At 39.4% G+C, this 15,975-nt stretch carries 13 protein-coding genes; 4 read left to right on the top strand and 9 right to left on the bottom strand.

Features of this window, described 5'->3' with window-relative positions; all coding sequences use genetic code 11:
* Positions 1 to 123: 123 nt before the first annotated feature.
* The 3 genes from BV214_RS12420 to hxlB form a co-directional block, all read right to left on the bottom strand.
* Positions 124 to 1,212, bottom strand: a complete 1,089-nt coding sequence (locus BV214_RS12420; RefSeq protein ID WP_086477836.1) for a site-2 protease family protein — start codon at positions 1,210 to 1,212, stop codon at positions 124 to 126.
* Positions 1,213 to 1,422: 210 nt separating this feature from the next.
* Positions 1,423 to 2,052: a 3-hexulose-6-phosphate synthase gene (hxlA, locus tag BV214_RS12415; protein ID WP_086477835.1), complete on the bottom strand. Its 630-nt coding sequence runs from the start codon at positions 2,050 to 2,052 to the stop codon at positions 1,423 to 1,425.
* A 59-nt stretch (positions 2,053 to 2,111) separates the two neighbouring features.
* Positions 2,112 to 2,705 (bottom strand): 6-phospho-3-hexuloisomerase, encoded by a 594-nt coding sequence (hxlB, locus tag BV214_RS12410; RefSeq protein ID WP_086477834.1) that lies wholly within the window; start codon positions 2,703 to 2,705, stop codon positions 2,112 to 2,114.
* 227 nt (positions 2,706 to 2,932) lie between these two features.
* Between hxlB and BV214_RS12405 the strand changes: the two genes are divergently transcribed.
* The 4 genes from BV214_RS12405 (at position 2,933) to BV214_RS12390 (ending at position 6,887) form a co-directional block, all read left to right on the top strand.
* On the top strand, positions 2,933 to 3,775 hold the full coding sequence (locus BV214_RS12405) for a helix-turn-helix domain-containing protein (RefSeq protein ID WP_086477833.1): 843 nt from the start codon (positions 2,933 to 2,935) through the stop codon (positions 3,773 to 3,775).
* Positions 3,776 to 4,192: 417 nt separating this feature from the next.
* Positions 4,193 to 4,642: a ferritin-like domain-containing protein gene (locus tag BV214_RS12400; protein ID WP_086477832.1), complete on the top strand. Its 450-nt coding sequence runs from the start codon at positions 4,193 to 4,195 to the stop codon at positions 4,640 to 4,642.
* A gap of 268 nt (positions 4,643 to 4,910) precedes the next feature.
* On the top strand, positions 4,911 to 5,570 hold the full coding sequence (locus BV214_RS12395; RefSeq protein ID WP_086477831.1) for a TetR family transcriptional regulator C-terminal domain-containing protein: 660 nt from the start codon (positions 4,911 to 4,913) through the stop codon (positions 5,568 to 5,570).
* A 6-nt stretch (positions 5,571 to 5,576) separates the two neighbouring features.
* Positions 5,577 to 6,887: an ABC1 kinase family protein gene (locus BV214_RS12390; RefSeq protein WP_086477830.1), complete on the top strand. Its 1,311-nt coding sequence runs from the start codon at positions 5,577 to 5,579 to the stop codon at positions 6,885 to 6,887.
* A 198-nt stretch (positions 6,888 to 7,085) separates the two neighbouring features.
* On the opposite strand, the gene BV214_RS12385 is transcribed toward BV214_RS12390, so the two are convergent.
* The 6 genes from BV214_RS12385 to BV214_RS12360 all read right to left on the bottom strand — a co-directional run bounded on the left by BV214_RS12385 (position 7,086) and on the right by BV214_RS12360 (position 15,774).
* Complete coding sequence (locus BV214_RS12385; RefSeq protein ID WP_086477829.1) at positions 7,086 to 8,237, bottom strand: universal stress protein; 1,152 nt, start codon at positions 8,235 to 8,237, stop codon at positions 7,086 to 7,088.
* Between the two features lie 257 nt (positions 8,238 to 8,494).
* Positions 8,495 to 9,739 (bottom strand): alkaline phosphatase family protein, encoded by a 1,245-nt coding sequence (locus tag BV214_RS12380; RefSeq protein WP_245806791.1) that lies wholly within the window; start codon positions 9,737 to 9,739, stop codon positions 8,495 to 8,497.
* A gap of 202 nt (positions 9,740 to 9,941) precedes the next feature.
* The gene (locus tag BV214_RS12375; RefSeq protein WP_086477827.1) at positions 9,942 to 10,199 is read right to left on the bottom strand and encodes a hypothetical protein; all 258 of its coding nucleotides are present in this window, start codon (positions 10,197 to 10,199) and stop codon (positions 9,942 to 9,944) included.
* A gap of 162 nt (positions 10,200 to 10,361) precedes the next feature.
* On the bottom strand, positions 10,362 to 12,386 hold the full coding sequence (locus tag BV214_RS12370; RefSeq protein WP_086477826.1) for a cation:proton antiporter: 2,025 nt from the start codon (positions 12,384 to 12,386) through the stop codon (positions 10,362 to 10,364).
* A gap of 373 nt (positions 12,387 to 12,759) precedes the next feature.
* On the bottom strand, positions 12,760 to 14,400 hold the full coding sequence (locus BV214_RS12365; protein ID WP_086477825.1) for a glycoside hydrolase family 32 protein: 1,641 nt from the start codon (positions 14,398 to 14,400) through the stop codon (positions 12,760 to 12,762).
* Positions 14,401 to 14,436: 36 nt separating this feature from the next.
* On the bottom strand, positions 14,437 to 15,774 hold the full coding sequence (locus tag BV214_RS12360; protein WP_086477824.1) for a sugar porter family MFS transporter: 1,338 nt from the start codon (positions 15,772 to 15,774) through the stop codon (positions 14,437 to 14,439).
* Positions 15,775 to 15,975: the final 201 nt, after the last annotated feature.

Genomic DNA, 15,975 nt, shown 5'->3' with positions numbered 1-15,975 from the left:
TGATCTTGGTACCTCAGGTAAAAGCTGGACAGTACCCTCAAAAATTTTAATTCACTTAGCAAAAATTACAAGGGCCCTATACCCGGGAATCCCATGGGTCTTCCCCTCCCATTAAAGTTAATTCTAAGGTATGGTCGCCGATTTTAACAAGATAAATTCGCTTAAATTTACCTGATCGATTGCACCGATTAGCTTTTTATCCTCAACTACGGGAAAGAAACCATTCTTTTCCCTGTTGATCATTTCATAAACTTGGGTAAGGCTTGTGGTAGCGTCTACCGTGGTAAAATTCTTTCCCATAATTTCCTTTACCAAAAGAGAGGGAGTACGCGCATGTTTCACTATATCCTTATGGGCAACTATTCCCACTATTTCATCCTGATCCATAACTACAAAATCTTTTTCCGTACCTGCCAAAAGTAGGTCTACCACCTCTTGAACGCTATGAACCGGACTTAAAATGGTTATATTCGTTAGCGTGGCCTCCTTAGCGATATGACCTTTAATTAAGGAAGTCCTTTTCACCATTTGATTCTCTGCGTAGGCCCCGAAAAAAATGAAGAAGGCAATTAAAATAAGGAATGGATTGTAAAAAAGTCCCAGCAATGAAAATACCACTGCCAAGGTCTGTCCTATGCCCGCAGCAATCCTGGTAGCCTCTACCCGTCCCAATCTATAGGACAAAAGGGCCCTAAGTACCCTTCCGCCATCCATAGGGAAAGCTGGAATGAGATTAAATAGCACCAACATTACATTGGCAATAAAAAGGTAAAAGATAAAATTTTGGAGGGAAGGTGTATAGAGCACTTCCGTCATTTCTGTGGCATTTAGGCCGAAGTAATACTTAAAGGGCACGGCAAGAGCTAATAGGAAGGCTATTACCACGTTAACGGCCGGACCCGCAAGTGCCACTAGCAATTCTTGTCCTGGTTTTTCGGGCATTTTCTCTAGACTGGCCACTCCCCCAATGGGCAGTAACATAATTTTTTTGGTCTCTATATTGAATTTCTTTGCGGTGAGCGCATGTCCTAATTCGTGCAGCACCACACATCCGAAAAGCAATAGGATCAGCAATTCATTGAGTAGAATCCTGGTAAGATCGGCACCTGCCTTTACCTCAATAAAGGCGACCCATATCAATAATAAGGAAAACGTCCAATGTATCTCTATCTTAATTCCTGCAACTCTTCCCAAATTTAAAACGCCTTTCATGTCAATGCAGTTTTTACCAAGTTATTGCAAAAACCGCTAATCACCAATGATCAATATCATAAATTGTGGGAGCTACAAGAAGTATAAGGAGTAAAACCGAAGTGCAAAGGGAAAGAAAAATAGCCTATAGGCAATAACTAAAGATCCCCATAAAAATTAATTTATGGGGACCTTTATAGTATTAAAATGGTGCTTAAACCTTATAATAACTTATGCGTTCAAAAGTTCTTTCAATTCTTTTGCTGCTTGTGCAGGATCTTCTGCTCCGTAAATAGCTGCACCAGCAACTGCAACAGAAGCACCAGCTTCCTTAACACGGGTGATGCTATCTTTATTAACTCCACCTGCAATAGATACTGGTACTCCAGCTCTCTTAGCTTCGTCAATCAATACTTGGATAGAGTATCCTTCTTCAGCTTGCTCGTCCAAACCAGCGTGTAATTCTACAAACTCTGCACCCAAAGCAATTGCTTCTTTTGCACGTTGAACTCTGTCTTTAACACCGATGGTATCTACAACAACACCTTTACCGTGCTCTTTTGCAGCTTTAACTGCACCAGCAATAGTAGAGTCACCTGTAGTTCCCAAAATGGTAATATAATCTGCACCAGCTCCAAAAGCCATGTTTGCTTCCAATTCACCTGCATCGGCAGTTTTAAAATCGGCCAAAACCAATTTGTCTGGAAAAGCATCTTTCATCTTTCTAACTCCGGCTAATCCTTCACTCTTAATAAGTGGGGTACCCAATTCTATAATATCTACATAAGGAGCCACTTTTGTTGCCAAAGCGATTGCATCCTCTATTTTCAACAAATCGATCGCTACTTGTAATTTTGCCATAATTCTATATTTAATTTTAAAATATTCTACGTTAATTAATTTTTTCTATCTGCAGTTTTCTATTCCATATTTGCGTGACGCTTCCACAATTCCGAAGCGGTACTGCCATCTATATCCCAAAGGGCCTGGATAAGTGCATCGAAGCTTAATAAAAGGGACTGCTCAAAAAGACTACCTGCATATTGTTTAGATACGTCTTCGTCCCGAGCCTGCTTTTGTGCTGCAGGAATCGTAACCGTATAGTCTGCCAATGTTGCCAGGGGAGACGTCGGACTAGTGGTAAAACAAATTACGTTAGCCCCTACATTCTTCGCTACCTCAGCCGCTCTTACAATTCCACTGGTAGTTCCAGAACCTGAGCCGGCGATGAGCAAATCTCCTTCATCGATCGCTGGTGTAGTTGTTTCTCCAACAACAAATACAGTATAACCCAAGTGCATTAGTCTCATGGCCGAAGCTTTCATCATGAGTCCGGTTCTTCCGGCTCCCATCAAGAAAATACGGTTTGCCTTATTGATGACTGGCATTAATGCAGCAATTTCATCAGATTTTATCTGGGCAGTTAACCTTTGATGCTCGTCCATAATGGTTTGCATTGCCGATGCTACCAATTCTGTCTCTTGTGTTGCTTCTATTGTAGATGTGTTCTCCATAACTTTTTAATGTAAAAGCTTGATTACTATCAAACTGCGGTGCAAAGATAGGAGCTATCATCCTAGGATAATTACACAATTTGATAGTTATATGGTACAATTTGCCCATCAACAATAAACCAATGGTATTATTCACTATTTTTGTGGTACATTTTGGAAACGGCTTCGTTTTTTGTCGATTAAAAGCAAGAAAACCCCGTGTTTTTCCATCATAAAAAACAGTTCTAATGCTCGGTGATAAGGTTTTATATATTAAAAATTTGGGCAATTGCCCCCCTGCTTATTTAAACGATCCTGCCAGAAGGGATTTTTATGAGATAGTTTGGTTGCGCAACGAGGATGCGCTACATGTGCCACAACACGATTTTCAGACCTTTAAAGGAGACTGGATTTATTTGATACCTCCTTATAGAGTACATCAACTCAACAAAGCCGGTAAAAACGGCGTTCTTATATCCTTTAAACAAGATTTATTGGAAGGGGATTTAAAAGAGTTTTTATTGGATGTTTTTAGAATGTTCAATATTCAGGGAGAATTTTCGTGCTTACAGGTAAATGAGGAAACCTCTAAAGGTTTAATGGATGTGTACCAGCTCTTGGAAGAGGAATACAAGAAAGAGACCGTTAGTCTTATTATGCTAAAAGCGCTCTTAAAAGTATTTTTATTAAAATTGATACAGTTAAAGGAAGAGCATTTTACCCTTCAGGATATTAATGAAAAGCGGGTGTACGAGTTTATGCTTTTACTTGAAATGAATTATCAAGAAGAACGGAACACCGATTTCTATGCTGGTAAATTGGGAATTAGCGCAAAACGCCTTAATCAAATTCTAAAGGAAAAGTTGGATAAAACTGGGGTCCAGATTATCCATGACCGCTTGATTTTGGAAGCTAAACGTCAAATTATTCATAGTGAAAACACCATTAAGGAAATAGCTTATAATCTAAACTTTAAAGACCACTCCTATTTCAGTCGGTTTTTTAAACTGCACGCGGGTGTAACACCGCTCGAATTTCAAAAGAAGGTAAGGGAGCATGTCATCTCCCACGACAATACTTTATATAATTGATTCTTTATTTATTGGAGTGGGATTAATTGGTTAGGTTATAATAATGAATCAAACTTCCCAAAAAGACAACTTATTTTGGCAGCTGACGGGAAATTAGCAACCACTGTGCATCTTACACCTTACCAACACACTACCTATACCCTAATTCAATTATTTCCTGCTTTGAGAAAAGCTTATTTTGGGGCAAATAGCTATCCAACTATTTAAAACGGATAATCCCAGGCTCTTATTTCCCATTTTTACCTAGCTTTTTACCTCCTTAGACTTTATTTACAACCAATCCCAACACAAAACCCGCACCCTAAGCTATTGAGTTAGAAAGAATTGCATATGAAATAACACCACTTAATCTATCCCCCTATCTTTATAGAAATGCCAATCGGTAGGCATATGGTTACCGACTTAAATTCAATATAAATGAACAAGGATATAAAAGAGATTGAGAATAGGATTAATGACATTATTCAAAAAAATGAAGATGCCATTAAGGGATATGAAAAAGCCGCAGAAAATACGGAAGAAACGGGCTTGGAAATGTACTTTAGAAATAAAGCGAGGGAGCGCCGTAACTTTTTGGTAGATTTAAAGTCGGCCACCCCTGCTTTGGATACACGCGATAAAATAGAGGGAAGCACTAAAGGCGCCTTACACAGAACTTGGATGGACGTAAAAGCATTCTTTTCTGGGGATGATGCCGAAGCAATGCTAGAGGAGGCCATTAGAGGTGACAAAGCCGCCATTGAGGAATATAATGAAGTACTGGCCGACACCCACATACCCCCAAATGTATCCTCCATAATAAGAGCTCAGAGAGATTGGCTAAAAGAAGATTTGGCTAAAAATAGAACTCTGGAAGATTTAAGGTAAATTATCACTAGACATTAAGAAAAGCCCCAGAATTTGGGGCTTTATTATTTTATAAAAAGAAAAATATCTTAAGACACCCATAGAGCTAGGAGCAAGTAGTTTTATGAAAAGGATCAACGCCTATAGTACAGTATGCTTATCTAGCTGTAGCATTCCCTACTAAAGCAATCTTTTTACCCTTCCTTATGCCAATTAGCTGTTAAATTTTGTTTTACTTTTATTATAAAAACTTAAACAAGTTGTATCTTGTAGCATAGATTTAACAGCCATGGTAAAAAAGAAAACAATTTCAGACACCCAGCTAATCGATAGGTATATGGATTATGTACTGGAACATCATAAAAGCCCAGATTCCGTTTATGCTTTTGCAAAGGAAAATAATATGGAAGAGGCTCAGTTCTACGAATTCTTTGGCTCATTCAAGGCCTTGGAACAACAGATCTTTAAGACCTTTTTTGATAACACTCTTACAGTGTTGAAAAAAAGCGAAGAATTCCAATCTTTTGACGCACGCAATAAGCTCTTGAGTTTTTATTACACATTCTTTGAAAATTTAACTGCCAACCGAAGCTACGTACAATATGCTTTAAAAAAGCACAAGAACAGTTTAAAAGGGCTATCCCTTCTATCCGAACTAAGAAAAGGTTTTACCGCCTATATTGCAGATTTAGATATTAAAACCCTGGATTTAAAACAGGAAGAGCTAGAAAAATTTCAAAAACGCGCCCTGCAAGAATCGGCTTGGATACAGTTATTGTTGACCTTAAAGTTTTGGATGGACGACACTTCGGCCTCCTTTGAGAAAACAGACATATTTATAGAGAAATCTGTAAATACCAGTTTCGACATTTTAAATATTTCCCCATTAAAGAGTGTAATCGATTTTGGGAAATTTATTTACAAGGAAAAAATACATCCCAACAACTAGCCATACATGAAAACGATAGATCACATCCCCATCTCCAAAATACATCGTGCTTCTAAACTGGTATCTACCGGTGCCAAGCTTGGTGTTAACTACCTGAAGTATTATGGCGATAAAATTACCAAAACGGAAGTAGAGGCTAGGTCACGCTTAAATGAGAACAACGCCGAGGATATTTATGATAGCCTAAAACAACTTAAGGGCAGTGCGCTAAAGGTGGCCCAAATGCTCAGTATGGAAAAAAGCATTATGCCGCAGGCCTATGTGGAAAAATTTTCCTTGTCTCAATTTTCCGTTCCTCCCTTATCCCCACCTTTGGTATTCAAGATTTTTAAAAGGCATTTTGGTAAACTTCCCAATGAACTATTCGACACTTTTAACCCCAATTCTGTTAATGCCGCTAGTATTGGACAGGTACACGAAGCCAAAAAAAACGGAAAAAATCTCGCTGTTAAGATTCAATATCCCGGCGTTGCAGAAAGTATAGCCTCCGATCTGGCCTTGGTGAAACCAATTGCCATAAAAATGTTCAATATAAAGGGAAAGGACCTGGAAAAGTATTTTAAGGAAGTGGAGGAAAAACTTTTGGAAGAGACCAATTACCTCTTAGAATTAGAGCAGAGCAAGGAAGTTGCCGCCGCATGTTCCAAAATTCCAAACCTTCTTTTTCCAGAGTACTATGAGGCTTGGTCCTCTGAATATATTATTTCGATGGATTATATGGAGGGATTGCACCTATCGGAGTTTACGGCCCTAAATGACGATCAAGAAAAAGCCAATAAATTAGGGCAAGCCCTTTGGGATTTTTATATGTTTCAAATACATCAATTGCGAAAAGTACACGCAGACCCGCATCCCGGTAATTTCCTAGTCTCCCCGAAGGGGGAACTGATTGCCTTGGATTTTGGATGTATGAAAATAATTCCGAATGATTTTTATGTCCCTTATTTTGAGTTGGCTAATCCCAAAAATATCAACAATCGTGAATTTTTTGTCTCAAAATTATACGAATTGGAAATTCTTCGAGTAGATGACACCAAGGAGGAAACGGAATTCTTCACCGAAATGTTCCATGAACTGTTACAACTCTTCACACAACCATTTCACGTAGAGCGATTTGACTTTTCGGATGCGGAGTTTTTTGGAAAAATATCAGCAATGGGGCAACGCTATTCCAAGAATACAGAATTGCGTAAAATGAATGCTAATCGTGGCTCCAAACATTTTATCTATATCAACAGAACCTTTTTCGGCCTTTATAATTTGATGTTCGATTTAAAAGCCAATAATATTGAGATTAATAATTTTCAGCGATTATAGGCACTAACAAGAAAAGGTAGCTGTTGGTAATCCTTTTCAAAAGCAACTTTTAGGATAAGCATAACACCATTTGGTATCTTGCTGAATTGAAAATTTAATCTTTGGCAGCAAGGTGATCCGTATGCCTAGTAACATTAAATCCCGCCTAAAAATAGGCGGGATTTAATATGTATTGGTCTACTATATCCTAGGAAATCCTTAGGATTTATAATGTTCCCTAATTTCCTTTTCTATATCCTCGTCCCATAATCTGGTAAGTAATTCCTTGGCCATATTGTTGTAATAGAGTGCTTTTGCTTCATCCCCATTCTGATGGAATACTTCAGATAATTTATAGATAGCTGGGATGTACATATTATTTATACGCAGACAAAGTTTAAACTCGCGAATAGCATCTTTAGGCCTTCCTTTTTCGGCCATAATCATCCCCTTTTTAAAGTGTGTTTCAATTTCCTTCACATCATTATCAAATCTAGAGTAGAGTATGCTTTTAGATTTTGTAGTGATAAAAGAACAGGGTAATTCCCGGGTTACCTTACTGGTAACGCTCCCCATAAGTACACGCTTTAGACCGGAACGTCCCGTAGTCCCCATAATCAGCAGATCGTGCTTGTGTTTTTTCACCATATTCACAATGGTTAGAGGAACACTTCCTGCCTGAAGATCTATCTTATGATCTACACCGGTAAAGTCAAAATCCTTTAAGAATTTTTTCATGTCCTTTTCCAGATGTTTCATTCGGCGTGTATTTTCCTCTTCCAAGTCTTCTAACTGGTACCTAGGAGAAAGATTTAGCACAGGCTCTACAACTCCCAACACCCTTAGTGATGCCTTAAAATCTTGCGCCAAAGAAATAGCATTGTTGAGTGCACTTCTAGAAGGTTCCGAAAAGTCTACCGGACAAAGTATATTGGTTACTTTAGACTTCCCCTTAGTAGATACCACCCATACCGGTATAGGTGAATATCGCATTAACTTTTCGGCACTATCTCCCAATTTATGTCGTTGCCCCTGTAGTTTTCGACCCGATCCTGCAACAATCAAATTTACATCTTGGAAGGAAGCTACCTTTAAAATATTATCTATCAATTTACCGTGCTTAATAATAGGGTCTTTGGTTATAATACGCGCTTCTATAAGGGTATCATTCACCTTGTTTAAGGACTCCATCACACTATCTAACAACATCTTTCGCATACTAATGCTTCCACTACCCGCTTCTTCAGACAGAACATGGGTAATAATTACTTCGGAATTATATACCCGGGCAATATTGATAGCCGCATCTATTTGATTATCATAATCGCCATTTATATCTATAGGAACCAGAATTTTTTCGAGTTGCTTCATGTTTTTAACTTTTGTAGGAATTAAACCTAAATTTAACAAATGATATTATTAAACCTAAGATATTTGTGAAATATCTTAGACGCCCATTATAATTTATTATAGGTTTTTAGAGATTGATTATTCATCCCTAGAATATGATTTCTCGAAAATTTCCGTCATTTACCTCAGGGCAGGCCCGCCTGAGCAGATCGGGCAGGCCCGCCTGAATGTTTCGGGCAGGCAATTAAAGCGTACTTAGTAAGTAATGGAAGAATGGATCAATTATTTTTCATCACCCATCTATTAATAGCATTGTGTTCACCCGACAGTAGCACCTTATAGAAATTGGAGGGCCATTGCGATTGGTCTATGGTCGCTTTTCCCAAATCAATAGCTACCGTAGCTGCCAAGGTATATGCATCGGTCCCCCCACTTGCAAAATTATTGGTAGTAGTAATCCAAATATCCAGAGTTCCTTCTAATTGGTAGGCATCCCATGTTAGGACTAGCTCCTTATTGTTGAGCATAGCTTTGGCGTTGGCCAAAGAAATTTCCGTGCTAAGAGGCACCCCATCCATTTCCCATAATTGCTCTTTGTTTGGTTGAATGTCCAGAGTGTGTAAAATGGTAGGAACAATATCTACCAATCCCACTTGCCCCTCTTTATAATAGTCATTAAGCTCCTTCTCATTGGTCACGATCCATATACTACGTTCCCGATCCGATTGCCCTCCATGGCCTTTCCCATCTTTTGGATTGCGGCCATGGTCTGTGGTAATCCAAAGCTGCCACTTTTCATTAAAGTTCTCAGTTCTATAATGTATCGCTTCCCATAATTTGCCCATCTGAAGATCCATGGTTTTTACCGCCATATAAAATGGTTCACTATCCCCATACCTATGGCCCATATCGTCCGTGTATTGCAAGTATACCCAAGAAAGGTCTGGGGCGCTCTCCTTTATTACCTTCGCTGCCTGATCCACAACATGCTCATCTATCTTGTGTATATGAAGGGAATTGTCCTCATGGGGGAATCTAATAGTATCGTGCTCAAATCCATCAAAATGATAGTCCAGCTTTATGTTTCCGTTTGTGGCAAGCATCTCCCCTACCAATTTGGTTCGGTTATCTAACCAGGTAGAGAAGATGGCCGTTGTTAATTGGGGCCTATATTCCCTCGCCATTCTAAAAATGTTCCAATAATTGTAATTGGGATCTTCAATACCATTTCCCCATACATTGTGTTTATTGGCCCAAGTACCCGTTAGTAAGCTATTATAGCCTACAGCGGAAATAGTAGGACTTTGGGAATATCCTCCCTTTTCCCCACCTACATAAGCCCGCGCATACCCATTCTCGCCCGCAATTAAATCTAAATGGGGTGTATCAATTTTCTCTAGTACGTCGGACGAGATGCCATCGGCGATTACAAACAACACCTTGGTATTGGGCTCTTGGGAAATAACAATTAAACTTGTTAGGAAAGTGATTATTAATGCTAGCAGGGTTCTATGGGACATCATTATTATTTTTTAAGCAATTACAAAAGTCCAAGTTGTAAAACTCTTACTCCAAGGAAGCGCTATGGCAGGCCAACCTTTATAAAACTCTCTGAGTTGGAAAGATACCATGCTTCTAACGCACCTTTTTTTTGCAATATAGGCTTTTTCAGTTCTTTAATAGTTCCAAGTCTGTGGTAGTTGGATGGTGCTTATTCCGCCTACATCATTCTACAATTACTCGTACCCAACCCGCTTCGGGAAGTTCATAGCGGTCTAGTTTCATTACTTTTTTCTCTCCATCAAAATACCGGTATACCAAATAAACACAGGCATCCGTACTTTCAATGTAGAACAGCCCCAATCTCTTGGGAAAAGGGAGTCGCATCTGCTCACATTCCTTGGTTAATTGATGCGCCCCTATTTCTATAAGAAGACGCTTTATAGCATAGCGATCGTGATTTCGATATACAATATTCTTCATTATTTTGGATAAAATCCCTTTTTATGGATTATATCCAAAATTAATCATTTTATAGATAGGGAGTAGCTTGAAAAAAGTTAAATTCTCCTCTTGTAGAAAAGAAGTAGCACCGTTCATGGCTTAATAGCCATCTATGTAATCCTCCTTATGACATCAAAATTATTACTGCGGATAAATAACCATTTTACTAGCGCTTGGAAAATACCTTTCCAATTTAGCTGGCACCCCATCCAACAAGCCAAAATGGGAGATATGAGCTCTCCTAGCCGACACCATTATTATAAGATCATCATCCGAAATTTTCCTAGAAAGAATTAGGAAATCTACCCATTCATTAAAGTAATTGTAGTTAATAGACAGGGGTACCTTTTTCTCTTTCGCAAATCGCAGAATGGCCTTATAGGTTTCTTCATTACAATTTAGGTTGATGGGGATGGATAACTCCACGGATAATTTTGCCAGTTTATTGACCCAGATAGCAAAACCTTCTTCCAATTCTGCATTGGGCGGAACAATTACAAATATTCTTTTATGGTTAGTCAATGGAATCTCGAAATTACAGATAAACAGGGTTTTATCGGTATTTTCCAAAATACTCTCCATTTTATCCCCAATCAATTTATCTAAAAATCCGGTTTTTTGCGGCCACCCCAATAAAATTATATCGGCCATAATCTCCTTGGCTGTCCTAGAAATTCCGCTAGCGGCATTATGGTCTATAGTGGCCTTAACTGTAGCCTGTGTATCCGAGGCAGTAGTTTCCCTTAAAAACCTTTCCAAGCCCTGTTTGGCTTTAACAATAGATTTTTCCGCCTCATCCGTATTGGGGACTACGGTTAAAATAGCGAGCGGATTAACCGATTTCTTTTCCTTTATCAAAACAGCAAAATCCAAGACCTTATCAATATTAATCAGATTGGCGATCGGGATAAGAATGTATTCGTTATTTGGGCCATAAGGCAGGTGCACCTCTTCATCTTCATCTGCGTTTTTGATGATCATTTTAGCAGCGCTTTCCGTGGCGAAGGAAGCAATAATACAGGTTACGAGAATTAACACCACAGTTCCGTTCAAAATATTATCATCCAAAATTCCTGCATTATATCCTACTAGGATTACTGCCAGGGTAGCAGCAGCGTGGGCACTACTTAGACCAAAGATCAACTTCCGTTGTCCCTTGGAGAATTTAAAGATTTTCTGGGTAAAAAAAGCTGCTGTCCATTTACCAAAAATCGCAACAACGGTTAAGGTTCCCGCAATAACCAGTGCCATGGGACCACTTAGTATAACGCTAACATCCACAATCATCCCTACACTAATAAGGAAAAAGGGAATAAAGAGCGAATTCCCAATAAATTCTATTCGGTTCATGAGGGCAGAAGAATGGGGAATTAACTTATTCAGTGCCAGACCGGCAACGAAGGCCCCAATGATAGATTCCAATCCGGCAATTTCAGCTAGAAATGCTGAGAAGAACACTACGGAAAGCACAAAGATATAGTGGGAATGCCTTTCACTCTCCAAGCTCCTAAAAAACCACTTTGCAATTCGCGGGATTACTAGGAACATAAAGGCGGAAAATAAAACCAAGGATATGGCAAGTCGGATCCAAAACTCTTGGGTTAGTCCGCCTTGGTGGGCTCCCAAAATTACGGCCAACAATATAAGTACCGCCGTATCGGTTAATATGGTACCCCCTACTGTTATCGCTACGGCTATGTTTTTTGATACGCCCAACCGACTCACAATGGGATAGGTTACCAGGGTATGGGTTGCAAACATACTGGAGGTAAGCAAACTTGCGTTAACATCAAACCCCAATAAATAATGACATACAGGAAAGCCTATGGCGATAGGAATGGTAAAGGTTAGTATCCCAAACAATACACTTTTATTTCTTGTTACCTTAAACTCATTTAAATCCAACTCCAATCCCGCTATAAACATGATATAGAGTAGGCCTATGGTAGAAAACACGTCCACAAAAAGACTTTTCTCCAAAATATTTAATCCGGCCGGACCAATGATGATTCCCGAAATGATGAGTCCGATTATACCTGGTATCCTAATTCTTTGGAGTATTACCGGGGCCAAAAGGATAATTAAGAGAATTAAAGAGAAGATTAAAATAGGGCTTTTTAAGGGTAGTTGAAACTCTTCTATAACATGATCAATAATGACATCCATGGTGCAGGGTTCGGTAAAAGGTTAAACAGTAAGAATCGGCTTGCCGAATTTTTCAATTCGCTAAAATAAGAATTGCTAGCACCGATTGTCTATCAGTAAAGTTAATTTTGCACAGGCACCACCAATTCCTGCTAAAACCAATACCATACTACCACCTCCATTCCCCAAAACCTACTAAACAAACCTCCTTTACTTAGCACCTCATCAATCCCAAGGAAAAAATCACTCCAAGAAAATACTACTCGTACTTTTTCCAGACCAATAACCATAGCAACAGCCATAGTTAAATTGCCTCTACCATAGGGTCCTGACTTCTAGTGAAACTATAGCGCATTTTTTTGATGTATCTGCCAACTTAGATAGAACGCCAATTTTATGGTATGCTAAGCTGATTTACTTCCAATTGATTAAGCATAAAACCCTGATTAACAGACTTAATCGATAGCGTTGTAAACGGTGCATTGGGAAAGAAGATTTCCGTTAATACGGTTGATCCTTCATCAAAAAAAAGTTCTAAGGACGTTTTATCCAAGAGGATAGTTCCAGAAAGTTTTTCACTTGTGGAAACTCGTTCCGCAATACTCTTCTTATTAGCAAAGGTTTCGGAAAATCCTGTTTTACCTGATTTACTGCGATTTATAAAAAAGGTGTTATCTGTACCGTCGTACCCAAATAACAATACGTCCCCTTGCTTATTAAACAGCTTAAAAGTGAAGCTGTTATTTTTGATGTCTGCAATAGAAAACTTAATTACAGCGCGTGAAAAATCAACCTCCTCTACGTTGATGAGCGCCATTTCTCCATTGACTTGAATGTTTTCCTTTTTATACTTTATCCCATTAAAAGTATACTGCACCCCCTTGTAAGCTTCAATTTCATTAACCGGCATAGACGCTAACCTATAGGATTTATCATCTTTGATAACTTTTATTTCCCTAGCCACAGTCATGGCACTACGCCAGGTTTCGGTAGGAACTTCATTGGCGTATTCCCAATTGGACATCCACCCCATATAAAACATGCTTCCATCTTTAGAGGTAATATTGGAAAAAGTAACCCCTGCATAATTATCTTTTCCATAATCTAACCAATGGTGCTGCCCCTTGTTTAGCTCAGCTTCAAATTCCTTATCCATAGTGAATGATGTACCATCAAAGTCGCCAATGAAATATTGCGTGGAACTCCCCCCATTAGGTCCCCCAGGATTTATACTTACAAGGAGTATCCATTTGGTTTCTTCAGAACCCTCTACGGGTAGGGGAAAAAGATCTGGACACTCCCAGACACCTCCGTGAGTGCCAATTTCCCTATCCCAATCTCCGCCAAATTCCGATAGTAACTCCCAGTTTTTAAGGTTTTTGGAACCGTAGAATAGTACCTTATCATGGGCGGCCAAGACCATTACCCATTTTTCATGTTCTTGATTCCAATATACCTTGGGATCCCTAAAGTCCCTGATCCCTGGATTCTCTATCACAGGATTTCCTGAATATTTGGTCCAGCTAAGCCCCTCATCCAAGGAATAGGCAATGGCCTGCGACTCCACATCTATTTTATTGGCTTCGGCCTTTTTTGGATCGTGATAGGTAAACATGGCAACGATAGGGACTTCTCCCTCCGGCCCAAACCCAGAAGTGTTTTCTAGGTCTACCACAGCACTACCAGAAAAGATATAACCAAGTTCGTCTGGGTACAGTGCAATAGGCTGCTCTTTCCATGTAATCATGTCGGAGCTTATGGCATGGCCCCAATGCATAGGCCCCCATTTATTGCCATCCGGATAATGTTGGTAATACAAATGGTAATACCCATTATAATAGAACATACCATTGGGATCGTTCATCCAACCCACCTTGGGCGTAAAATGAAAATTTGGGCGGTACAATTTCTCTTCCGAGTCTAACGTGCTTATATCTTTAACCTTGGACTCATTCTTCTGCGTCTGGTCCTTACAAGCAAGAACTAAACCAAGACCCACAAAGGCAAGAACTAATTTTAATCTATTATTTATCATATCTAAAGAGGAAGATTAAAGATTAATTTATGTATGCTACTGTTTCACGTTATTACTACTGGGTTTACTGAGGGATTTACTAAGAGCCTCCAAGGAAATCCCCTTGGTCTCGGGCATTATAAAGGCCACAAAGAGCAGCTGCAACACCATCATAAATGCAAAGAATGCGAATACAGTCCCAGCACCTATTGCAGTGAATAGGAAGGGAATTAGGGAAGGAATAACTGCCGCTAAAATCCAATGCACTGAACTCCCAAAAGACTGCCCTGATCCGCGCAGATGATTAGGGAAAATCTCAGATATAAACACCCAAATAACAGTCCCCTGCCCCACGGCATGGGCGGCAATGAACAGGAAAAGGAATATGGCTACAGACATCCCCTCCCAATTCAGGAAAAATGCACAAGACACCAAACTAAGGGAAATTATATAGCCAAAGGAACCTATATACATCAACTGTTTTCTGCCTAGCCTATCAATTAAGAATATGCCAAGGAGCGTAAAAAGAAGATTGGTAACCCCTATACCGATACTGCTCAATAGGGCAGTACTTTCCCCAAGACCCGCCTCCTCCAATATTCTTGGGGCATAATACAAAAAGGCATTAATACCAGAAGTCTGATTAAAAAAGGCCATACAGAATGCAAGGATTAATGGGAGGCGGTATTTCTTCATAAAAATGTTCTCTCCCGACACCTTGTTCTCATTTTCCTGATTTATTTCCAACATTAATTTCTCTACATCTTGGCCAGGATTAATAACCTGAAGTACATTTTTTGCTTCTTCGGTACGCATCTTGGTAAGCAGCCACCTTGGACTCTTAGGAACCGAAAGCACAAAAAGTGTATAAATTAATGCAGGAATAGCCTCTACCCCCAGCATCCATCGCCAAGCATTTTCTCCAATCCCACTTAATAAATAATTAGATAGGAAGGCCACCAATATCCCAAATACGATATTAAATTGGTACAAGCCTACCAGTTTCCCCCTATCCTTGGCAGGGGCAATTTCAGAAATATAGGCAGGGGCGGCAATAGTGGAGGCCCCTACTCCCAATCCGCCTAAGAATCGGAACATGGCAAAGCTAATAGGGTCGTTTGCCAAGGCAGAACCCAGTGCTGATACTGTATAAAACACCCCTATCCAGATTAAGGTTTTCTTTCTACCCAGTCTATTGGTAGGTATTCCGCCCAACAAGGCACCAATAACGGTTCCACATAAGGCCATGGCCATTACAACAGTTCCATGGAAAACATCCGATGAGCCCCATAAGAGCTGTAGTTTTTTATCGGCACCAGAGATAACTACCGTGTCAAACCCAAATAAAAAACCTGCTAAAGCTGCCGTGATGGACCATATCAATATTTTTCTCATATCGCTATTATTAAGTATAAAGGATTTCGCATTTTAAATATAGTGGTGGTTATTTATTTCAGATGCTACCCCTGTTACAATCCTCTCAGCATCCTTCCTTTCAATGGCCAAAGCACATCACTTTAAAGATAGGAAATGAACTATTAGCAGGAGTTTCATTTTCTACCAAGGTAACAAAAACGTTTAAAATTAACCTATGAT

This window comes from Arenibacter amylolyticus, assembly GCF_002150785.1.
GTDB classification, from domain to species: domain Bacteria; phylum Bacteroidota; class Bacteroidia; order Flavobacteriales; family Flavobacteriaceae; genus Arenibacter; species Arenibacter amylolyticus.
This window is presented reverse-complemented; position numbering and strand designations above follow the sequence as displayed.